At 71.9% G+C, this 20478-nt stretch carries 22 protein-coding genes; 13 read left to right on the top strand and 9 right to left on the bottom strand.

All coding sequences use genetic code 11. The annotated features are described in order from the left end of the window. Positions 1 to 66: 66 nt before the first annotated feature. Positions 67 to 615, top strand: a complete 549-nt coding sequence (locus F6X53_RS07880; RefSeq protein WP_150999208.1) for a superoxide dismutase family protein — start codon at positions 67 to 69, stop codon at positions 613 to 615. 57 nt (positions 616 to 672) lie between these two features. On the opposite strand, the gene F6X53_RS07875 is transcribed toward F6X53_RS07880, so the two are convergent. Together F6X53_RS07875 and F6X53_RS07870 are read right to left on the bottom strand one after the other, a co-directional pair. Next, complete coding sequence (locus F6X53_RS07875; RefSeq protein WP_150999206.1) at positions 673 to 2028, bottom strand: MFS family transporter; 1356 nt, start codon at positions 2026 to 2028, stop codon at positions 673 to 675. A gap of 125 nt (positions 2029 to 2153) precedes the next feature. Further along, entirely contained in the window at positions 2154 to 3041 is an 888-nt protein-coding gene (locus tag F6X53_RS07870) for an alpha/beta fold hydrolase (protein ID WP_150999205.1), read from the bottom strand. Between the two features lie 220 nt (positions 3042 to 3261). On the opposite strand from F6X53_RS07870, the gene F6X53_RS07865 reads away from it, so the two are divergent. Beyond that, a complete protein-coding gene (locus F6X53_RS07865) occupies positions 3262 to 4131 on the top strand; it encodes a DUF1236 domain-containing protein (protein WP_150999203.1) in 870 nt (289 codons plus the stop codon). A 39-nt stretch (positions 4132 to 4170) separates the two neighbouring features. Here F6X53_RS07865 and hrcA read toward each other — a convergent pair whose 3' ends face one another. Both hrcA and F6X53_RS32230 read right to left on the bottom strand, forming a co-directional pair. Beyond that, positions 4171 to 5268, bottom strand: a complete 1098-nt coding sequence (hrcA, locus tag F6X53_RS07860) for a heat-inducible transcriptional repressor HrcA (RefSeq protein WP_150999201.1) — start codon at positions 5266 to 5268, stop codon at positions 4171 to 4173. A gap of 35 nt (positions 5269 to 5303) precedes the next feature. Further along, the gene (locus F6X53_RS32230; RefSeq protein ID WP_191970742.1) at positions 5304 to 5471 is read right to left on the bottom strand and encodes a hypothetical protein; all 168 of its coding nucleotides are present in this window, start codon (positions 5469 to 5471) and stop codon (positions 5304 to 5306) included. Between the two features lie 68 nt (positions 5472 to 5539). Here F6X53_RS32230 and F6X53_RS07855 point away from each other — a divergent pair, with 68 nt between their 5' ends. From F6X53_RS07855 to hemW, 4 genes are all read left to right on the top strand, one after another. Next, positions 5540 to 5836: a hypothetical protein gene (locus F6X53_RS07855; RefSeq protein WP_191970741.1), complete on the top strand. Its 297-nt coding sequence runs from the start codon at positions 5540 to 5542 to the stop codon at positions 5834 to 5836. Positions 5837 to 6078: 242 nt separating this feature from the next. Next, positions 6079 to 6792: a ribonuclease PH gene (gene rph, locus F6X53_RS07850; RefSeq protein ID WP_150999199.1), complete on the top strand. Its 714-nt coding sequence runs from the start codon at positions 6079 to 6081 to the stop codon at positions 6790 to 6792. Next, positions 6789 to 7421 carry an RdgB/HAM1 family non-canonical purine NTP pyrophosphatase gene (rdgB, locus tag F6X53_RS07845; RefSeq protein ID WP_150999198.1) on the top strand — a complete coding sequence of 211 codons (633 nt, stop codon included), beginning with the start codon at positions 6789 to 6791 and terminating at the stop codon, positions 7419 to 7421. Before rph ends, rdgB begins: the two co-directional genes overlap by 4 nt. 65 nt (positions 7422 to 7486) lie before the next feature. After that, a complete protein-coding gene (gene hemW, locus F6X53_RS07840; RefSeq protein ID WP_150999196.1) occupies positions 7487 to 8665 on the top strand; it encodes a radical SAM family heme chaperone HemW in 1179 nt (392 codons plus the stop codon). Between the two features lie 7 nt (positions 8666 to 8672). Here the strand turns inward: hemW and F6X53_RS07835 are convergent, their stop codons facing one another. Continuing rightward, on the bottom strand, positions 8673 to 9902 hold the full coding sequence (locus F6X53_RS07835; RefSeq protein WP_238298473.1) for a penicillin-binding protein activator: 1230 nt from the start codon (positions 9900 to 9902) through the stop codon (positions 8673 to 8675). A 142-nt stretch (positions 9903 to 10044) separates the two neighbouring features. Between F6X53_RS07835 and rsmI the strand changes: the two genes are divergently transcribed. Both rsmI and F6X53_RS07825 read left to right on the top strand, forming a co-directional pair. Further along, positions 10045 to 11004: a 16S rRNA (cytidine(1402)-2'-O)-methyltransferase gene (gene rsmI, locus F6X53_RS07830; RefSeq protein WP_150999362.1), complete on the top strand. Its 960-nt coding sequence runs from the start codon at positions 10045 to 10047 to the stop codon at positions 11002 to 11004. Then, positions 10991 to 11383 (top strand): YraN family protein, encoded by a 393-nt coding sequence (locus F6X53_RS07825; protein ID WP_238298475.1) that lies wholly within the window; start codon positions 10991 to 10993, stop codon positions 11381 to 11383. The genes rsmI and F6X53_RS07825 overlap by 14 nt, the downstream gene beginning before the upstream one ends. 5 nt (positions 11384 to 11388) lie before the next feature. On the opposite strand, the gene F6X53_RS07820 is transcribed toward F6X53_RS07825, so the two are convergent. Next, complete coding sequence (locus F6X53_RS07820; protein ID WP_150999192.1) at positions 11389 to 11778, bottom strand: response regulator; 390 nt, start codon at positions 11776 to 11778, stop codon at positions 11389 to 11391. Positions 11779 to 12080: 302 nt separating this feature from the next. Here F6X53_RS07820 and F6X53_RS07815 point away from each other — a divergent pair, with 302 nt between their 5' ends. The 3 genes from F6X53_RS07815 to F6X53_RS07805 all read left to right on the top strand — a co-directional run bounded on the left by F6X53_RS07815 (position 12081) and on the right by F6X53_RS07805 (position 15018). Continuing rightward, on the top strand, positions 12081 to 13013 hold the full coding sequence (locus F6X53_RS07815) for a glycine betaine ABC transporter substrate-binding protein (RefSeq protein ID WP_150999191.1): 933 nt from the start codon (positions 12081 to 12083) through the stop codon (positions 13011 to 13013). Positions 13014 to 13141: 128 nt separating this feature from the next. Continuing rightward, entirely contained in the window at positions 13142 to 14299 is a 1158-nt protein-coding gene (locus F6X53_RS07810) for an ABC transporter permease subunit (protein ID WP_244965537.1), read from the top strand. Beyond that, positions 14296 to 15018, top strand: a complete 723-nt coding sequence (locus F6X53_RS07805; protein WP_373875896.1) for an ABC transporter permease — start codon at positions 14296 to 14298, stop codon at positions 15016 to 15018. The genes F6X53_RS07810 and F6X53_RS07805 overlap by 4 nt, the downstream gene beginning before the upstream one ends. Here the strand turns inward: F6X53_RS07805 and F6X53_RS07800 are convergent. From F6X53_RS07800 to F6X53_RS07790, 3 genes are all read right to left on the bottom strand, one after another. After that, on the bottom strand, positions 15005 to 15259 hold the full coding sequence (locus tag F6X53_RS07800) for a DUF6894 family protein (RefSeq protein ID WP_150999189.1): 255 nt from the start codon (positions 15257 to 15259) through the stop codon (positions 15005 to 15007). The two genes, F6X53_RS07805 and F6X53_RS07800, sit on opposite strands and share 14 nt — an antisense overlap. 110 nt (positions 15260 to 15369) lie before the next feature. Next, the gene (locus F6X53_RS07795) at positions 15370 to 16503 is read right to left on the bottom strand and encodes a L,D-transpeptidase family protein (RefSeq protein WP_238296317.1); all 1134 of its coding nucleotides are present in this window, start codon (positions 16501 to 16503) and stop codon (positions 15370 to 15372) included. Positions 16504 to 16585: 82 nt separating this feature from the next. Beyond that, on the bottom strand, positions 16586 to 17542 hold the full coding sequence (locus F6X53_RS07790) for an extensin family protein (RefSeq protein ID WP_191970740.1): 957 nt from the start codon (positions 17540 to 17542) through the stop codon (positions 16586 to 16588). Between F6X53_RS07790 and F6X53_RS07785 the strand changes: the two genes are divergently transcribed. Together F6X53_RS07785 and F6X53_RS07780 are read left to right on the top strand one after the other, a co-directional pair. Continuing rightward, complete coding sequence (locus tag F6X53_RS07785) at positions 17541 to 18251, top strand: alpha/beta hydrolase family protein (protein WP_191970739.1); 711 nt, start codon at positions 17541 to 17543, stop codon at positions 18249 to 18251. The two genes, F6X53_RS07790 and F6X53_RS07785, sit on opposite strands and share 2 nt — an antisense overlap. A 121-nt stretch (positions 18252 to 18372) precedes the next feature. Beyond that, entirely contained in the window at positions 18373 to 20448 is a 2076-nt protein-coding gene (locus F6X53_RS07780) for a M3 family metallopeptidase (protein ID WP_373875895.1), read from the top strand. The last annotated feature ends 30 nt before the right edge of the window (positions 20449 to 20478 follow it).

Here is a 20478-nt window from a genome sequence, read left to right as displayed (position 1 = left end):
GGTCAAGCCCTGTCGAAGGGCGTTTGCGGCGCCTAACTACCCCAGCGTGGAGAGGAGAGCCATCACATGACACGCCTATTGCCGATTCTCGCGGTTCTCGCGAGCGTGACCCCCGCCTTGGCCCAGAAGGCCGAGGCGCCTGCCGCGCCTGCTGCGCCTGCTGCGCCGCAGACCTTCGAGAGCGAGATTCGGAACAACAAGAACGAGCCCATCGGCAAGATCATGATCCGGGACGGCGCGAACTCGCTGGTGATGCGCCTCGCGATCCAGGCCGGCGGCCTGCCGCCCGGCTGGCACGGCATCCATTTCCACGCGGTGGGGGATTGCTCGGACATCGAGAAGTTCGAGAAGTCGAAGGCCCACGTCAATCACGACCAGAGCAAGCACGGGCTCCTGAACCCGGACGGGCCGGACGAGGGCGACCTGCCGAACGTCTACGCCAATGCGGACGGCTCGGTGAATGCCGAGGTCTCGAGCGAGACGCCGCTGACCGGCGAGGGCGGCCTCAAGGACGGGGACGGCTCGGCGCTGATCATCCACGCCAACGCGGACGACCATTCGGCCCAGCCGATCGGCGGCGCCGGGGCGCGCATCGCCTGCGCGGTGATCAAGTAGCGATCGGCAGCCAGGCGGCCTCTCCGCGCCGGAGGCGGGAGGGGCCGCGGGGCCGGCTCAGGCATGCGCCAGCTTCGGCTTGGCGCCGAGGGCTTCCTCGACGGTCCCGTCGCCGTCGAGATAGCCGTGGCGTTTCGGGTTCGGCATGATCACCGAGGCCACGAAGGCGACGGCGAGCAAACCCGTGACGTACCAGAAGAAGGTGCTCTCGGAGCCCGCATCCTTGAACCAGAGGGCGACATACTCGGCCGTGCCCCCGAAGGTGGCGTTGGCCAGCGCGTAGGAGAGCCCGACGCCGAGCGCCCGCACCTTGGTGGGGAACAGCTCCGCCTTCACGATGCCGCTGATGCCCGTGTAGAAGCTGATCACCACGAGGCCGAGGGTGATCAGCCCGAAGGCGACATACGGGTCCTTGTTGGTCCCGAGCGCCGTCATCAGGGGCACCACCATCAGGGTGCCGAGCCCGCTATAGAGCAGCATGTTCACCTTGCGGCCGATCCGGTCGGACAGGGCCCCGAAGATCGGCTGGATCGCCATGTAGACGAGGAGCACCAGGGTCATCGTCTGCGAGGCGGTGGTCTTCTCCATCTGCGCGGTGTTGACGAGGTATTTCTGCATGTAGGTCGTGAAGGTGTAGAAGCTGAGCGAGCCGCCGGCCGTGTAGGCGAGCACGACGCAGAAGGCGCGCCAGTGCTTGGACAGTTCGCGGAAGGTGCCGGCCTCCTCGCGGTCGCCGCCCTTCTCCATCGTCTCGGCGAGCGAGCGCCGCAGGTAGAGCGCCACGACGGCCGCGAGGGCGCCGATGAAGAACGGGATGCGCCAGCCATAGGCCCGGAGCTGGTCGGCCGTCATCACGGCCTGGAGCGTCACGAGGACGAGGGAGGCAAGGAGCTGCCCGCCGATCAGCGTGACGTACTGGAACGAGGCGTAGAAGCCCCGCTTCCCCTTGACGGCCACCTCGCTCATGTAGGTCGCGCTGGTGCCGTATTCGCCGCCCACCGAGACGCCTTGCACCATGCGGGCGAGGAGGAGCAGGACGGGCGCCGCCGTGCCCACGGTCTCGTAGGTCGGCAGGATGCCGATCGCCAGCGAGCCGGCGCACATCATCAGCACCGAGATCACCATCGAGGTGCGGCGCCCGAGCCTGTCGGCGATGCGCCCGAAGATCCAGCCGCCGATGGGGCGCATGAAGAAGCCAACCGCGAAGATGCCCGCCGTCTGCAGCAGCTGGCTCGTGGTGTCGCCCTTCGGGAAGAAGGCCGGGGCGAAGTAGAGCGCGAAGAAGGCGTAGCAGTAGAAGTCGTACCACTCGACCAGGTTGCCGGAGGAGGATCCGACGATCGCCATGATCCGGCGACGTCGGTCTGCGGCGTCGTCCTCGGCGGACGGTGCGATTCCGATCGAGTCGGACATGGCGTTTCCCTTGAGCCTGTTGGGTCGGCCTGCGGCCGGTTTTCTCGATCGGTCAGGTTTAGCCATCCCGGATTGCATTCAACAAGGCCCGACGCGGCTTGGGGCGGGGCGGCGGCCCGGGACTGTCACGGCGCTCCGGGCGTGAGGCCCCGCGCCGGGAGCCATTCGCCCAGGATGGCATTGACCGCCTCGGGCGCCTCCTGCTGCACCCAGTGGGAGATTCCGGGCAGGCGCCGGAGGGTGAAGTCCCGGACGAGCGCGTCGTAGCCCTCGGTGAGCTCGACGCCCAGCGCGGTGTCGGCCTCGCCCCAGACCATCAGGACCGGCACCTCGATCACCGGCATCGCGCGCGCCGCGAGGAGACCGCGCAGGTTCGCGCGGTAATAGGCGAGCATCGCCGTCATGGCGCCGGGCTTCAGGGCGTTCTCCCGGTAATGCGCCAGGACGCTCTCCGGGAAGGCGCTCTTGTCCACCGCCATCCGGGTGAAGGCGCGCCCCACCGCCACGGCTCCGTCGCGGGTCAGGGCCCATTCGGGCAGGCGCGGGATCTGGAAGAACGCGACGTAGAGGGAGCGCAGGCGCTGGCGCCAGGATCGGCGCAGCACCCGGCGGAAGACCTCCGGATGGGGCACGTTCATCACCACGAGGCCGTCGAGGCGGCGTCGCTCGATCGCGAAGCTCCAGGCGACGAGGGCCCCCCAATCATGCCCGACGAGGAGGCGGCGCCGGGCGCCGAGCGCGTCGAACAGGCCCTCCGCATCCGCCACGAGATGCTCCATCCGGTAGGCCGCGCGCCCCTGCGGCCGGGCGCTGTCGCCGTAACCGCGCATGTCCGGCGCGACCGCGTGCCAGCCGAGATCGGCGAGCGCGGGCAGCTGATGGCGCCAGGAGAAGCGGCTCTCCGGAAACCCGTGCAGGCAGAGCGCGATGTCGGGCCCCGCGCCGGCCTCGTCGACGGCGAAGCGCAGGCCGTTGGCCTCGATCACGCGGGTGCTGATGCGGCTCACCTTCATCCTTCCCGGCTCGCGTCGCGCGGGCCCAAGGGACGCGCCCGGTGCCAACGCCCCGCGCCGCCGGAGAGGTCCGCGTCCGAGGGCGGAGGCACGCCTCCAGACTGAAAGCCAGGGTTGTGGCTCGGTGAGCGATGCGCGGAACGGTTTCGAACGCTTCGCCGTTGCGGGGGGTGTCGGGGCTGGGAGGTCCCGCCCTGCAACGGAAAATGGACATCACGCCATGAGCAAGCTCTTTCGGAGCACGGTGACGGCTGCCCTCCTGGTGGCCGGTGCAGCAACAGCCTTCGCCCAGGGCGGCGGCGCCGGCGGCGCGGGCGGTGGCGCCGGGGGAGGGGCCGGCGCTGCCGGCGGAGGCGGAGCCGGCGTGGGTGCGGGGGGCGGCGCCGGCGGAGGTGGAGCCGGGATGGGCGCGGGCGGCGGCGCAGGCGGTGGTGCCGGCGGCGCGGGCATGCGCGGCGGCGAGGCTGGCGGCGCCGGCGGGGCGGGGGCCGGAGGCCAGCGCAGCGGCGGGGGCGAGCGCGGCGCGGCGCCGGAGGGCGGTCGCGAGGGCGGGGCTGCGGGCACCCGCGGCGGCCGCCAGGACGGCGGCGCGGCTCAGCCCGGCGAGCAGCGGGGTGCAGGTGAGCAACGGGGTGCAGGTGAGCAGCGGGGCGCGGGCGAGCGCGGCGGACGCGAGGGTGGCACCGAGCGCGGAGAGCGGGGCGGCCGTGGCGACCAAGGGGGCCGCGGCGACCAAGGCGGGCGCGGCGACCATGGCGATCACGGTGATCGGAACGAGCGCGGCGGGCGCGAGGGGGCAGGGCGCGGCGGCCACACGGAGGCCCGGGGGGCGGCGACTCGCCTCGACACGCGTCAGCGCACCGAGTTCCGGCAATCGATCACCCGCGTCGGTGTCTCGCCGGTGCGCAACGTGAATTTCCGCCTCAATGTCGGCACGGCGGTGCCGCGCTCCGTGACCCTGCACGCGCTGCCGCCGGCGATCCTGACGCTGGTGCCGGCCTATCGCGGCCTGCAATTCATCCTGGTCGAGGACGACATCGTCATCATCGATCCGGACACCTACGAGATCGTCGACGTCATCCCGGCCTGACCGGATGCCGGGACGGGCAGAAGCCCCGTCCCGCCCGTCTCAGCGGTTGCCGTCGAGGAGCTTCGAGACCACGCGGGCGGTGTAATCCACCATCGGCACGATGCGGGCGTAGTTCAGCCGCGTCGGGCCGATGACGCCGACGACCCCGACGATCTGCTGCGAGCCGTCCCGGAAGGGGGCCGCGATCATCGACGAGCCCGAGAGCGAGAACAGCTTGTTCTCCGAGCCGATAAAGATCCGCACGCCCTCGCCGCCCTCGGCGCGGGACAGCAGCTCGATGACGTCCTTCTGCGTCTCGAGGTCGTTGAAAAGCAGGCGGATGCGTTCGAGATCCTCCACCGCGCGCAGATCGTCGAGGAGGTTGGCCTGGCCCCGCACGATGAGCTGGCGCGCATCGGAGGGCCCGACCGTGGTGGCAAGCCCGGCATCGACCAGGCGCTCCGTGAGGGCGTCGAGCTCCCGCTTCATCGCCTGGCGGCCGGCCTCGATCTCGGCCCGGAGGGTCCCGAGGGTGCGGCCCTGCTGCAGCCTCGCGTTGAGGTAGTTCGAGGCCTCCTGCAAGGCGCTCGCGGGCAGGCCCGGGGGCAATTCGAGGACGCGGTTCTCCACCGAGCCGTCGTCGGAGACGAGGACCACAAGGGCGCGGCTCATGTCGAGGCGCACGAACTCGATGTGCTTGAGCTGCACGTTCATCTTGGTGGTGACCACGACGCCGGCCCCCCGCGAGATGCCCGAGAGCAGCGTCGAGGCCTCGGCGAGGGCGGAATCGAAGGTGTGGCGCGAGGCGGCCGCCCGCATCTGGGCCTCGATCCGCGCCTGCTCCTCCTGGCCGACATCCCCGAGTTCGAGCATCGCGTCGACGAAGAAGCGCAGGCCCTGCTCGGTCGGCAGCCGCCCGGCCGAGGTGTGGGGCGCGTAGATCAGGCCGGAATGCTCGAGATCCGCCATCACGTTGCGGATCGAGGCCGGCGACAGGGCCATCGGCAGGATGCGCGCGAGGTTGCGCGAGCCCAGGGGCTCGCCGGTCGAGAGATAGCTCTCGACGATCTGGCGGAAGATCTCCCGCGCCCGGTCGTTGAGCGCGGCCAGCGCCTGGAATTGATGCGGCGTGGAGAGGGTCCGGGGTGTTTCTGTCACGATCTCTGTTCCTGCCGGGCGATTGTGTCCGCCTCTCACGTCCAGATCAATCGGTTCAGGCCCGACGCGACGGTCTCGATGACGTGGGCAGTCAAATAAACCCGGCTCTCCGACTTGATGAATAAAAAACCTGCCCCATCAGGGAAATCCTTAGAAAAACGCACCAGGCGCGGGAATAATGCCAGCATATCTGCGTTGGCCATCTGTGCGGTGTGCGGACTTCCCCTTACGCCGCGGTTGGGTTGAGCCCGTGTTTCAGGAGCAGGTTCCAATGCGTTCTGGTTTCAAGATGATCGTGCCGAAGATTTTCGCAATGGCGCTCGCGGTCGCGGGTGTCGCCTTCGCGGCCGCGCCGAAGCAGGCCGAGGCCGCTCCGATCGCCGTCTCGACGCAGGTCGCTTCGCCTGAGGCTGGCGCCACCGAGGCGGCCTACGGCTCCGGTCACGGGCGCTTCGTCGGGCATCATCGCCGGCACATGCGCGGCCATCACCACCGGATGCATCGCCACCATTATCGCCGCGGCCATCACCACCATCATCACCACCGCATGCATCGCCACCACCGCTGAGGGGCGGTGCCGGGGATCGCCGCGCCCCGCGCGGCGCTCTCCTGGCGCCTCCGGCGCTCACCTGGCGCCTCCGGCGCTCACCTGGCGCCTCCGGCGCTCACCTGGCGCCTCCGGCGCTCACCTGGCGCCTCCGGCGCTCACCTGGCGCCTCCGGCGCTCACCGGCGCCGGCCGGGAGGCGGGTTGCCGCTCCGCCCGGCTCGGCCTAAGAGCCCACCCTGGATTCCGACAGGGAGAGTGGCGATGCGGCCCTCGAAGCGCGCGGCCGACGAGCTGCGCAAGGTCACGCTCGAGCGCGCGGTGTCGCGCTACGCCGAAGGCTCCTGCCTGGTCAGCTTCGGCGAGACCAAGGTGCTGTGCACGGCCTCGCTGGAAGAGCGCGGACCGCCCTGGCTGCGCGGCTCCGGCAAGGGCTGGGTCACGGCCGAGTATTCGATGCTGCCCCGCGCCACCCATGAGCGCACCCGCCGCGAGGTCAATTCCGGCAAGCCCTCCGGGCGCACCCAGGAGATCCAGCGGCTGATCGGCCGCTCGCTCCGGGCGGCCACCAACCTGCCGGCGATCGGCGAGCGCCAGATCACGGTGGATTGCGACGTGATTCAGGCCGATGGCGGCACCCGCACCGCCGCCATCACGGGCGCCTGGGTGGCGCTCCACGATTGCTTCGCCTGGATGCGCGGGCGCTCGATCATCTCGATCGATCCCCTGCGCGAGCACGTGGCGGCGATCTCCTGCGGCATCCACAAGGGCACGCCGGTGCTCGACCTCGATTTTGCCGAGGATTCGGCGGCCGAGACCGACGCCAATTTCGTGATCACGGGGTCCGGCGGCCTCGTCGAGATCCAGGGCACCGCCGAGGGCGCCCCCTTCTCCGAGGTCCAGTTCCTGGAACTCCTGCGCCTCGCCAAGGGCGGCGTCGAACAGCTCGTCGCGCTCCAGAAGCAGGTGATCGCGTGAGCCACCGCATCCTCAGCGGCAAGGTCGTGATCGCGACCCACAATGCCGGCAAGCTCGTGGAGATGCGCGAGCTCCTCGCGCCCTTCGGGGTCGAGGCGGTCTCGGCGGGCGAGCTGAACCTGCCCGAGCCCGAGGAGACCGGCACGATGTTCTCCGAGAACGCCGCCATCAAGGCGCTCGCGGCGGCCGAAGCCTCGGGCCTGCCGGCCTTCGCGGACGATTCCGGGCTCTGCGTCGACGCGCTCGATGGGGCGCCGGGCCTGTTCTCGGCCCGCTGGGCCGGCCCGTCCAAGGACTTTTCCGGCGCCATGGCGCGGATCGCATCCGAACTCGACAAGCGCGGCGCGACGAGCCGGCGCGCGCATTTCGTCTCCGCCCTCGTGATCGCCTGGCCGGACGGCCACACGGAGCTGTTCGAGGGCCGCGTCTTCGGCGACCTCGTGGAGCCGCGGGGCCAGGCCGGCTTCGGCTACGACCCGATGTTCCGGCCGGACGGCTTCGAGCGCACCTTCGGGGAGATCTCGTCCGAGGAGAAGCACGGCGTCGATTGGCAGAGCGGCAACGCCCTCTCGCACCGGGCCCGCGCCTTCGTAACGCTCGCGTCCGCCTGCCTGCGTCGCCCGGGCTGAGCCCGATTCCCGGCTCCGCGCCGTCCGGCATTGCCAAACCGGGCGCCCGCGCGCACATCCGCCGCATGAGTGAACCCACCGGCCCGGACCATCCGACCCGCGACGCGGGCTTCGGGGTCTATCTCCATTGGCCCTTCTGCGCTGCGAAGTGCCCCTATTGCGACTTCAACAGCCATGTGCGCCGGGCGCCCGTGGACGAGGCCCGCTTCCTGCAGGCCTTCCGGACCGAGATCGCGCATGTGGCCGCCCGCACCCCGGGCCGCACCGTGTCGAGCGTGTTCCTGGGCGGGGGCACGCCGTCCCTGATGCAGCCCGCGACGGTGGCGGGCCTGCTCGACGCGATCGCGGGGGCCTGGGGCACGACGCGGGATGTGGAGATCACCCTCGAGGCGAACCCGACGAGCGTCGAGGCCGGCCGTTTCCAGGGCTACCGGACGGCCGGCATCAATCGGGTCTCCCTCGGTGTCCAGGCCCTCGACGACGCCGCGCTCAAGAGCCTCGGGCGCCTGCACACGGCGGACGAGGCGATGGCGGCGGTGCGCGTCGCCGCGGCCCATTTCGAGCGCTACTCCTTCGACCTGATCTACGCCCGTCCGCACCAGACCCCCGCCGCCTGGGCCGGGGAACTCGCCGAGGCGATCGCGCGGGCGGCCGAGCACCTGTCGCTGTATCAGCTCACCATCGAGCCCGGCACGCCCTTCCACGGGCTGGCCGCGGCCGGCAAGCTCGTGCCGCCCGACGAGGAGACGGCGCGCGCGCTCTACGACGTGACGCAGGAAACCTGCGCCCGCGCGGGCCTGCCGGCCTACGAGATCTCGAATCACGCGCGCCCGGGCGCCCAGTCGCGCCACAACCTGCTCTACTGGCGCTACGGTGAATATGCGGGGATCGGCCCCGGCGCGCATGGCCGCCTGGTCACGGAATCCGGCCGGCTCGGCACCGTCACCGAGCGGGCTCCCGAGGCGTGGCTCGCCCGGGTCGAGGCCGAGGGGCACGGCATCGTCGAGACGGAGGCGCTGAGCCCGGCCGACCAGGGCGACGAGTTCCTGGTGATGGGCCTGCGCCTGGCGGAGGGCATCGACCCGGACCGCTACGCGGCCCTCAAGGGCCGCCCACTCGATCCGGCGCGCCTCGCGGCCCTGCTGGAGGATGGGCTCGTGGCGCGGCGGCCCGACGGTCGCCTCGCCGCGACGCCGCGGGGGGCCCCCGTGCTCAACGCCGTGGTGGCCGAGCTCGCGGCCTGAGGCGGCCTCAGGTGCCGGATTTCGCCAGGGTGCGCGGGGCCGGGCTGACCACGGTCGCGGCGTTGTTGCGGATCTCGAAGATGGCCAGCGAGCGGTCGCTCAGCCCCTCGGGCCGGAACCGGAAGGTGCCGTCGATGCCCGAGAAGCCGGCCGGATTCGTGAGCGTGGCCTCGGCGAAGCGCTGGGTGCCGTATTGCCGGCTCAGCGCCGCCGCGAGCGAGACCGCGTCGTAGGCGAGCGAGGCGACGCGCGGCGGGCTGGTGCCGAAGCGGGCCTGATAACGGCCCGCGAAATTGCCGAAGCCGCCCGCATCGGCCGCCGCGAACCAGCCGCCCTGGAGGGCCGGGAGGGCAAAGACCCGCGGCTCGTTCCAGACCGCCGTGCCGAGTGGGCGCACGCGGCCGGGCGAGAAGCCGGCCTTGGTCAGCGCCGCGGCGACGATGGCGAGACCTTCCGGCGGCTCGGGCAGGAACAGGGCATCCGCCTGCGCCGCCGGGCCCGTGATGACGCCCGCCATCCGCTGGATCGCCGGACCCGGCGCCCCGGGGGCGTAGCGCTCGATGGCGGCGAGGCGCGCGCCCTTGCGGGCGACAGCCTCGCGGAACTGGGCTTCCACGGCGTTGCCGTAGGTGTTCTCCGGGATCAGGGCCGCGAAGGAGCGCCGGCCGGACGTGACCGCCTCGTCGACGATGCGGTCGACCTCCGCCTGCGGCAGGAAGCTCAGGAGGTAGACGCCCCGGGCCGCCACGTTCGCGTCGGTCGAGAACGCGATGACGGGCTTGCCGGCATTGCGGGCCGGCAACGAAGCGGCCTGCACGTTGGCGGCAAACAGCGGCCCGAGCACGAGTTCCGCCCCTTCGGCGAGGCCGGCCTGCGCCGCCTCGCGCGCCCCATCCGGCGAGCCGCGATCGTCCTTCACCAGGATCTGCAGGTCCGGCTGCTGGAATTCCTGCATGGCGAGTTCCGCGGCGTTGCGCATCGCGGAGCCGAGCGCAGCGCCCTGGCCGGTGAGGGGCACCACGAGCGCGACCTTCACGCTGCCGGTGCCGATCCGCGTCCCGGCGATTCCCGCTTCCGGCGCCTCGCCGGCGGGTCCGAGATCGGCCTGGGGCGACGGCGCCGAGCGGGTCGTGCGGGGACCGTCCGGGCCGCCGATGCAGGCGCCGAGGCTTGCCGTCAGCATCAGGGCCGCGCCGCAACGCGCCATGCGTGCGTGCAACGAGCGTGCTCGCGCCATCCCTGATCTCCGTCCCGACCCCGTTCAGGAAGGGATAAAGTCTGAGCCCGAAAAGTAAACGCGCAGAAACAGGGGGTGGACGAGGTCGTGGATGACCGTTGCGAAATTCCGCCAGGCGCCGCGGCGTGCCAATGTCCCGGCGATGACGCAGCGAATCGACAGACCCAACAAGCGCCGCCCCGACCCGAGCGGGGCGAAGCCGAGCGCGACCTTCACGGCCTTCGGGCTCGCCGCGGAGGCCGAACCCCTCACCGCCGGACTGCACGTGGTGGCGACCCCGATCGGCAACCTGCGCGACGTTTCCTTCCGGGCGCTCGCGACGCTCGCCGCCGCCGACGCGGTGCTGGCCGAGGACACCCGCGTCACCCGGACCCTGCTGATGCATTACGGGATCACGACGCCGCTCGTCGCCTATCACGACCACTCGAACGCCGCCGTGCGCGAGCGGATGGTGGCGCGGATGCAGGCCGGTGAGGCGCTGGCGCTGGTCTCGGATGCCGGTACCCCGCTGGTCTCGGACCCGGGCTTCAAGCTCGTCCAGGCGGCGATCGAGGCCGGGATCTCGGTGACGCCGATCCCCGGCCCCTCGGCGGTGATGACCGCGATCGTCGCCGCGGGCCTGCCGACGGACCGCTTCTTCTTCGAGGGGTTCCTGCCGCAGAAGAGCGGGGCGCGCCGCACCCGCCTCGCGGCGCTCGGGACCGTGCCGGGCACGCTCGTTCTGTTCGAATCCCCCCACCGCCTCCCCGAGATGCTGGCCGACGCCGCCGCGGTGCTCGGCGCCGCGCGCCCCGCCGCGGTGGCGCGCGAATTGACCAAGCTCTACGAGACCATCCGGCGCGGCACCCTCGGCAGCCTCGCCGAGACCTTCGCGGAGGAGGGCGCACCGAAGGGCGAGGTCGTGGTGGTGATCGGGACGAATCCCGAGGAGGGGGTCACCGAGGCGCAGGATGCGGGCCTCGACGCGGCGATCGAGGCGGCGCTCGCCCGCCACTCGATCAAGGACGCGGCGAGCCTCGTCGCCGACGAGACCGGGCAGCCCCGCCGCGTCGTCTATGCCCGCGCCCTCGCGCTCGCCCGGCGCGGCGATGCCGAAGGTTGAGCGCGGCGACGCGGCGGCGCGCCGCCGGGCGAGCTATCGCCACGGGCGCCGCAGCGAGTGGCTCGCCCTCGCGGCGCTGATGCTGAAGGGGTATCGGCCCCTGGCCCTGCGGTTCTCGGCGGGCGGCGGCGAGATCGACCTGATCGTGCGCCGCGGCGCGACCCTCGTGTTCGTCGAGGTGAAGGCACGCCCGACGCTGGTGGCGGCGCAGGAGGCGATCGGGGCTGTGAAGCGCCGCCGCTTCTCAGGGGCGGTGCGGGCCTGGCTCGGGCGGCACCCGGCCCATGCGGGTCTCACGCTTCGGGCGGATGCGGTCTTCCTGGCGCCCCGCGCCTGGCCGATGCACCTCGTCGACGCCTTCCCGATCGAGGGCGTTTAGGCGGATCAGCCCCGGGCGGCGCTGATCGCGGAGATCAGGGTGCGCTTGAGGTCCGCTTGGCTGAAGGGCTTCTGCACCACCGGGCGGTCGCGGAACGGCTCGCGGATGCCGGCGCCGCCGTAGCCGGTGGAGAACACCAGCGGCAGGTCGCGCCTCGCGATGGCCTCGGCCACCGGGTAGATCGGCTCGCCCGCGACGTTCACGTCGAGGATGGCGACCTCGAAGGTCTCGGCCTCGGCCATCTCGAGCGCCGTCGAGAGGCGTGCGGCCGGACCGACCACGGTGCAGCCGAAATCGAGCAGCATGTCCTCGAGCAGCATCGAGATCGCGGCCTCGTCCTCGACGACGAGAACCCGTGCCCCGTTCAGCAGTTCGTCGTTCGCTTCCGCACTCACGCCGGATGGTCTTCCCTTGGATCCGTTCCGGTGCCGGAACGCTGCCTTTGGAGGATCAGTCTTGTGGAGGATCGCCGCCCGAGGGGCGACCAGTCCGGGCGGCACCAGAGACGCCACCCCGACCCGGCCTTGCGGCCGCGCCAGGACATTGCGAGCCGTCGCCCGTAAAAGGAAGCGTGTCAAGCGCCGCGAGCCGTCCGGATGCACAGCTTCGAGCCCCGATGTTACGCCATGATACATTTTCCCGGCAAAGTGCGGCACGCTTGCATCCCGTTCATCAAGTTCAACCGGAGATCGGCCTCATGGCGCCTCGATCCGGAGTGACCCGCAGGCAGGCGCTGGGGAGCCTCGGCTGGCTCGCGGGGTCGGGTGCGGCCCGGGCTCAGCCCGGCCTCGCGCCCGTGATCGTCGCCTCGAAGAGCGATACCGAGGGCGCACTCACAGGCAGCATGATCGCGCTCTGCCTCGAGGATCTCGGCATCCCGGTCGAGCGCCGGCTCGGCCTCGGGCCGACCTTGATCGTGCGCTCGGCTCTGCTCGCGGGCGATGTCGACATCTACCCCGAATATACCGGCAACGGCGCCTTCTTCACCGGCTCCGAGACCGATCCGGCCTGGAAGGACGCGGCGCGCGCCTACGCGAAGATCCGCGATGAGGATGCGGCGCGCGGCCTGGTCTGGCTGCAGCGGGCGCCTGCCAACAACACCTGGTTGATCGCCGTGCAGGGCGCTCTGGCGCGGCGCGAGAATCTGGCGAGCATGGCGGATTTCGCCGGGGCGGTCCGGCGCGGTCTGATCCTGCTTGCGGCCTCCGCCGAGTTCGTGGAGAGCCCGGCGGCGCTCCCGTCCTTCGAGGCGGCGTACGCGTTCACGCTCCCGATGGACCGGATCATCAGCCTGCCCGGCGGCGACACCGCCGTCACGGCGCGCGCGGCCGCCCAGGGCATCAGCGGCGTCAATGCCGGGATGGTCTACGGCACGGACGGGGCGCTCAATGCCCTCGATCTCACCGTGATGAGCGACCCGAAGGGCGCCCAGATCGTCTACGAGGTCGCGCCGGTGATCCGGGCCGGGACCCTCGCCCGCTTCCCGACGATCTCGGCCAAGCTCGGCCCGGTCTTCGCGGGGTTCGACGCCGCGACCCTGCGGCGCCTCAATGCCCGCATCTCGGTCGAGGGTGAGATCGCCGAGACCGTCGCGCGGGACTATCTGCGCGCGAGCGGGCATATCCGATGAGACGGACGCGCCGCGATCGAGCGATCCGCGCTTCGGGACCGGTCGGGACCCTTGCGCGTTCCGCCAGGGCTGCGACGGCAGGTTGAGGCGAGGATCGTTTGGCGCAGGGCCTGTCTTCAGATCCGCGGGTGCGGACGGCCCGGGGCACCGATTCGGGCCGGATCGGCGCGATCCTGGCGGCCATCGCATTCCTGGCATCCCTCTACGGCCTGCCCCTGCTGCGCCTTGCCGCCAATCGCCTCGTCGTCGGCGATCCCGTCTTCGCGGAGGGGAATTTCGGCATGGAGATCCACGCGGCGGCGGGTCTCGTCGTGGCGGCGGTGCTGATCTTCGGCGGACGCCGCGCGAATCTCGGCGGGGCCGGCGCCGTGACGCTGCTCCTCACCGCCGTCGCGCTCCTCGCCCTCGGGCTCGGCGCCACGGCCGCGGACCTGATCTCCGGCGAGCCGCCGGCGGCGCGCGCGAGCCTCGCGGCCGGCGCGTGGCTGGCCTTCGCGTTCCTGGCGGTCGCGCTGGCGATCGCGGTCGCGCGCGCCGGCCGGTCCTGGCTCGGCCCCTTCAGCATCGGCGCCGTGCTCCTGTTCCTCATCGTCGCCGGCCGCGCGGGCGCCTTCGACGGGCTGTCCCTCGCGGTGGAGTTGCGCGCCCGCCGCGACACGGTCCTGGACGCGATTCTCCAGCACGCGCTGCTCTCGGGCGGGGCCCTCGTCCTCGGGGTTCTCGGCGCCGGGTTGCTGGCGCTCTGGCGCCGCGGGCAGGGTTTCGTCGAGATGCTGGTGGGCGGCATTCAGGTGGTGCCGGCGGTGGCCCTCCTCGGCGGCCTCGTGGCCCTCGCCTCCGGCCTGCTCCACGCCGTTCCGGTTCTGCGCGCGGCGGGTCTCAGCGCGCTCGGGCCCTTCCCGGCGCTTGTCGGCATCGCCGCCTACCTGCTCCTGCCGCTCTGGCGCGGGCTGAGGCTGGCCCTGCGCGCGCCCGACGCCGCGACGCTCGATGCGGCGACGGCGCTCGGCCTGACGCCGGGGCAGGTCCTGGCGCGGGTCCGGCTCCCCATCGGCGCGCCGATCCTGATCGGGGCGTTGCGCGTCGCCGCCGTTCAGAGCATCGGGCTCGCGACCCTCGGGGCCCTCGTCGGCGCGGGCGGGCTCGGTCAGGTCGTGTTCGACGGGATGGCGCAGTTCGCGCCCGACCTGATCCTCCTCGGGGCGATCCCGGTGATCGGCCTGTCGCTCGCGGTCGAGAGCGGCCTCAGCCGTGTCGAGCGCGCTGTTCGACGGCATGCCGCGTGAGCCGGTGGCGCCCCATTCTCGGGCCGGCGGCGGCGGGCCTCGTCCTGATGATCCTCTCGCATCCGCGCGTCGCCCAGAGCCTCGTCGGCTGGCTCGGCGAAGCGCCGCGCCGGGCGCTCGGCCTCGATTACCTGGCGGCGCTCGCGCTGCATCACCTCGTCCTCGCCGGCGGGGGCCTCGTCCTGGTCGCGCTCGCCGGACTGGGCCTCGGCATCGCCGCGACCCGGGACGGGGGCGCGCCCTTGCGCGGCGGGATCGACACGCTGGCGGCGGCCGCGCAGGCGGTGCCCCCCGTGGTCGTGGTGGCGCTCGCCCTGCCGATCCTCGGCTTCGGCGGCCCCCCGACCCTGCTGGCGCTCCTGTGCTACGGCGTGATGCCGGTGCTGCGCGGCACCGTCGGCGCCCTCGAAGCCGTGCCGCGGGAGGCCCGCGAGGCCGCGACCGCCATGGGTCTGACGCCGCTGCAGATCCTCGCCCGGGTCGAGATGCCGCTCGCGGCGCCCGCGATCGTCGAGACGTTGCGCACCGCCCTCGTCCTCGCCGTGTCGACGGCCGCGGTGGGTGCCCTCGCGGGGGCGGCGACCCTCGGGACCCCGATCGTCGCCGGGCTCCAGAACCAGAACATGGTGCCGATGGTTCAGGGGGCGGCGGCCACGGCCGCGCTCGCCTTCCTGTGCGACGCCGCGATGCTCGGCCTCGCTGCGCTCACGCGCCGCTGATGGTCGCGCCGAGCAACTCGGTCTCGATCGTCATCGTGGTGCGAAAGACCGGGCCGCGCCGATACTCGCGCACGGTGGCGACGAAGACCTGATGCCGGCCGCTCGGCAAAGTGGCGAGGGCGAGATCGTGCAGGATCCCGCCGGCGGCGGCCCGCGCCGCGCGGTCGTCGTCGAGGACGAGCCCCTCGGGGTCCCGGGACGCGTTCCCGCAGATGAGCATGTCGAAGAAGTAGCGCGGCATGCCGGAACCTTGGCGGGTGGCGGCCGCGCCGCATTAACCCAGGTTACCGCCCGAGCCCGAATGGCTCGGGGCGGGCGGCCGGCATCATTCCTGGTTGTGGAACGATGGCCTCATTCCGGCTTGAACTCGACCTTGGCCCCGCGCTCGACATGGAGCGCGAGGTCGCGCGCATCCCAGTTCGTGAGGCGGATGCAGCCATGCGACTCGGTCTTCCCGACCTTCTCCGGGTCCGGCGTGCCGTGGATGCCGTAGGAGGGAATCGAGAGGTCGATCCAGACGAGCCCGACCGGGTTGTTCGGGCCCGGATGGATCGAGAATTTCGACTTCGCCTTGACGCCCGAGAACTTGTATTTCGGGTTGTAGGTGTAGGACGGCTCGAAGGCGACGCCCTTCACCTTGGCTGACCCATCCGGCGCCGGCTTCTCCTCGCTGCCGATCGAGGCCGGGTAATAGGCCAGGAGCTTGCCGGATTTGTCGAAGGCGCGAACGTCCCGGCTCGCCTTATCGACCTCGATGCGGGCGACCTTCGGGCTCCTCGGCAGGTCCTTCACCTTGCCGCGCTCCAGCGCCGGCACCGCCGCCACCGTCAGAACCGTGCCGGCCTTGTCGAAGGGCTTGCCGGGATTGAGCGCGCTCAGGAGATCGCGGCTCATGTGAAAGCGCTCGGCCAGCATCTCGCGGGGATTGGTGTAATCCATCGCCGGAAGGTCGGCCTGCTCCTCCATCTTCGGCGGGATCTTCTCAACGAAGGGGCCTTTCATGTCGTCCTCGGTGATCGTGTACTCGGTCACGACCGGGTCGGGGCTCGTCGCCTGCAGCTTGTCGAACACGTCCGGCGTCAGGCTCTTCGTCTCGGGCAGGCCCTGCGCCACCGCGAAGGCCGAGAGCGCGCCCTGCAGGTTCTCGCCGTCGCGCCCGTCGATGGCGCCCGGGGAGAAGCGGGCGCGGTCGAGGAGGACCTGCACCTTCACGGTGAGCGGATCGGGCTTGTCGTCATCCTTGGCGCGCGCCTTCCGGGACGCGGCCTTCGGGTCCCCCCCCTTGTCGAGGGCGGCGGCATTGATGGCGTCGCGGCCGAGGCCCGGCGCCTCGGACGCCTTGTCCGCTTGCGCCTTGCTCTCTTGTGCCTTGCTCTCTTGGTTCTTGCTCTCTTGCGATTTGGCCTTCTCGGCCAGAACCGGCCCGGACAGGCCGGCCAGGATCAGGACGGCGAGCCCTGCCCGCACGGACACGCGACGCATCATGACTTGGCGAAAGCTCCGGGAGCGGGAGCGCTCCGGGCGATTAAGCGCCAGAAGCCTCAGAGCGTTCCGGGAAATTCCTCATCTACTGGCACAGGCGATGCCCGGCGTTGCGCTCGCGCTCGTCGAGATGGAGATGGTTGGCGTGGGCCGCATCGGAGCCCGGGCCCAGCACCGTGCGGAAGAAGCCGCAGGCCCTGGCGCGCACGCCGGCCTGGAAGCGGGCTTCCGGCGTGCCCTCCGGCAGGGGGCCGACGCCGACCGGCGCGCGCTCACCGATGCTGAAGCTCATCACGTCGACGCCGTTGGCGAAGGCGTGCTCGCTCAGCTTCGCGTCCGGATCGTGGTTCTGGCCGCGGCACTCGTAGGACGTCCCGATGGTGAGCGCCTTCAAGGGGGCGCCGAGGTCCCGTTCCGCCGCGACCTGCACCTCCGTGGTCCAGCGCGCCAAGGCCTCGGCCGCGCCGCAGACCAAGGTCACCGCCTGCGGCAGCGCGACGCCGTCGAGCGCCGTCAGGCGCAACGGCCGTGCCGCCCCGCACTGGCCGTTCTCGACCGGAGGCAGGGGCTCGAAGGTGACGCCGAGGCGGGTCAGGCGGCGGCGGCAGGCGGTATCGTCCGCGGCCGCGACCTTGAGGGCGAGGGTCGCCTCACCGGACAGTTCCGGCGGCCGCGACGGGGGCAGGGGTGTGGCGGGCAAGGCGGGCGAAGACGGGGAGGGCGAAGATGGCGCGGGGGCGGCGTCCGGCGCCTTCCCGGCCTCGGGCGCGGCCGGCTTCAGCTCCGCGGGCCGCTCCGGCGGCAGGGGGGCTTCGAGGCGTGGGATCCCGGGGGCGGGCTTCTCGGAAACGGGCTTCTCGGGGGACGGCTTGAGCTCCTCCGGGCGCTCCGGCGGCCGGGGCGGGGGGACCGGCAGCGCGGCCGGCTTCTCGGCATGGCCCGATTGGGCCCTCGCGCCCGGCAGTCCCGCCATGGCAAGGAGGAGCACGCTGGCCAGAATCGGCCAGCGATCGGAAATCCTCGGAACCCGACGCGCGCGCATGCCACCCTCACCCGACCCGACCGGCACGCGCGAGACGGTGTCCTGCGCCGGAGACGCGCTGACGATCGAGGTCTTCGCCCTCAATCACAAGGACGCCGATACAACGCCCACGATCATTCTGCTGCACGATGCCCATGGGGCCGGTCCCGATCGGCCGGTCCGGACCGAGGCCGCTCGCCTCGCGGCGGCCGGATACCGGGTGGTGTTGCCGCATTATCTCGAGCGGACCGGCGCGACGCGCGTCGGCTTCTCCGGCATCGCCCGGCATTTCGGCCTGTGGTCCGAGGCAATCGGCGCCGTGATCGCGCATCTCCGCCTGGCCAACCCCGCGCGCCCGCTCGGGCTCGTGGGGCGCTCGCTCGGCGGCGCGCTCGCCCTCGCGGCCGCGGCGGAGACCAACGGCCTCGCCGCGCTGGTGCTGCGCTCGGCCTTCCTGCCGCCGCACCTCGACGGGCGCAGACTCGATCTGCCGCCGGTCCTCGCTTTGCACGGCACGCGCGACGTCATCGTCCCGCCGAGCCATGCCACGAATCTCGCGGCCCGGGTGCGGGAGGCCGGCGGGACCTGCGGCGTGACGCTCTACGAGACCCAGGCCCACACCTTCGACGACGCGACCGACGCCGACGCGACGGCGCGCCTCCTCGCCTTCCTCGCCGAGCACCTGCGCGGCGCGGCTGACCGCCCCGCTGCGGCGCCGCCCGCCTCCTAGTCGCGGTTCGCTTTGCGCCGGTCCGGCGCCGTCCCTATCTTGACGGCACGCGCCCGGCGCGCCGGCTTCGAGGACAGAGTCGCGCGGATCGGTCGGCGAGGGCAGTGATGCGAGGACAGGCATGATGGCAGGACAAGCCGAGACCCCGAACCTCGAGGCCGGCAACCCGTTCTCCGAGCCGGTCTGGGAGACGCCGCACGGCCTGCCGCCCTTCGCGCGCATCCGCCCCGAGCATTACCTCCCGGCCTTCGAGGCGGCCCTGAAGGCGCATGAGGCCGAGATCGCGGTCATCGCCGGCGCCACGACGCCGCCGAGCTTCGCCGATACCGTCGCGGCCCTGGAGCGGGCGGGCCTCGCCCTCGATCGCGTCGCGTCGGTGTTCTACAATCTGACCGGCAGCCACACGAATCCGGAGCTCCAGGCGATCGAGCGCACCATCGCGCCGCGCCTCGCCCGCCACGGCAGCGCGATCTACCTCAACCCGGCGCTCTGGGCCCGCATCTCCGCCATCGACCCGACGCGGGAGCCCTTGAGCGAGGAGGAGCACCGCGTCCTCGAACGCTACCGCACGCGCTTCCGCCGGGCCGGCGCCGATCTCGGGGAGGAGGCGAAGGCCCGCATCGCCGAGATCGGCGCCCGCATGGCCGAGCTCGGCACCCAGTTCGGCCAGAACCTGCTCGCCGACGAGAGCAGTTTCACCCTGCCGCTGACGGGCGAGGCGGACCTCGCCGGCCTGCCGCCCTTCCTGGTGGCCGCCGCCGCGAGCGCCGCCCAGGAGCGGGGCGGCGCGCACACCCATGTCATCACCCTGTCGCGCTCGCTGATCGAGCCGTTCCTGGTCTTCTCCACCCGACGCGACCTGCGCGAGAAGGCCTATGAGGCCTGGATCCGGCGCGGCGAGATGGGTGGGCCGACCGACAACCGCGGCCTCATCGCGGAGATCGTGGCGTTGCGCGCCGAGCGTGCGCGCCTCCTCGGCTACGAGAGCTTCGCGCATTTCAAGCTCGCCGACACCATGGCGGGCTCGCCCGACGCCGCGATGGAATTGCTGCGCAACGTCTGGACGCCGGCCCATCACCGGGCCATCGCCGAGCGCGAGCGCCTCCAGGCGATCGTGCAGCGGGAGGGGGACAATTTCGCCCTCCAGGCCCATGATTGGCGCCACTACGCCGAGAAGCTGCGGCGGGCCGAGCACGACCTCGACGAGAGCGAGATCAAGGCCTACCTGCCCCTCGACGGCGTCATCGCGGCCGCGTTCGACACGGCGAGCCGCCTGTTCGGCCTGCGCTTCGACGAGCTGACCGACGTCCCGCGCTACCACCCGGACGTGCGCGTCTGGCGGGTGAGCAACGCCGACGGCTCCGAGGTGGGCTTGTTCCTGGGCGATTACTTCGCGCGGCCCTCGAAGCGCAGCGGCGCCTGGATGAGCGCCTTCCGCTCGCAGGAGCGGCTGAACGGCACCGTCACGCCGATCATCGTCAACGTGATGAACTTCGCCCGCGCGCCCGAGGGCGAGGCCTCGCTCCTGTCCTTCGACGATGCCCGGACGCTGTTCCACGAGTTCGGCCATGCCCTGCACGGGCTCCTGTCGGACGTGACCTATCCGCTCCTGTCGGGCACGGCGGTGTCGGGGGACTTCGTCGAGCTGCCCTCGCAGCTCTACGAGCATTGGCTGGAGCAGCCGGAGGTGCTGCGCCGCCATGCGCGCCATCACCGCAGCGGCGAGCCGATGCCGGAGGCACTGCTGGGCAAGCTTCTCGCCGCCCGCACCTTCAACCAGGGCTTCTCCACGGTGGAATACACGGCCTCGGCCATCGTCGACATGACGCTCCACCTCTCGGCCGCGGGGGAGGACGGTCTCGACGTGCCTGCCTTCGAGGCCGAGGCGCTCAGGCGCATCGCGATGCCGGCCGAGATCAACATGCGGCACCGCGCGCCGCACTTCGCCCACATCTTCGCGGGCGAGAGCTACGCGGCGGGCTATTACAGCTATCTCTGGTCGGAGGTGCTCGACGCGGACGCCTTCGACGCGTTCCGGGAGGCCGGCGACATCTTCGACCCGGAGACCGCCGCGCGCCTGCGCAAATTCGTCTACGGGGCCGGCAACCTGCGGGACGCGCGCGAGGCCTATACGGGTTTCCGCGGACGGCTGCCGAGCATCGATCCGCTCCTGCGCAAGCGCGGCCTCGCGGCCTGACGGGAAATCCGCCGACACGGTAACCTTTCG

Origin of the sequence: Methylobacterium soli (assembly GCF_008806385.1) — a bacterium.
In the GTDB taxonomy this organism is placed as follows: domain Bacteria; phylum Pseudomonadota; class Alphaproteobacteria; order Rhizobiales; family Beijerinckiaceae; genus Methylobacterium; species Methylobacterium soli.
The sequence above is the reverse complement of the archived record's forward strand: the minus strand, read 5'-3'. Positions and strand labels throughout refer to the sequence as shown.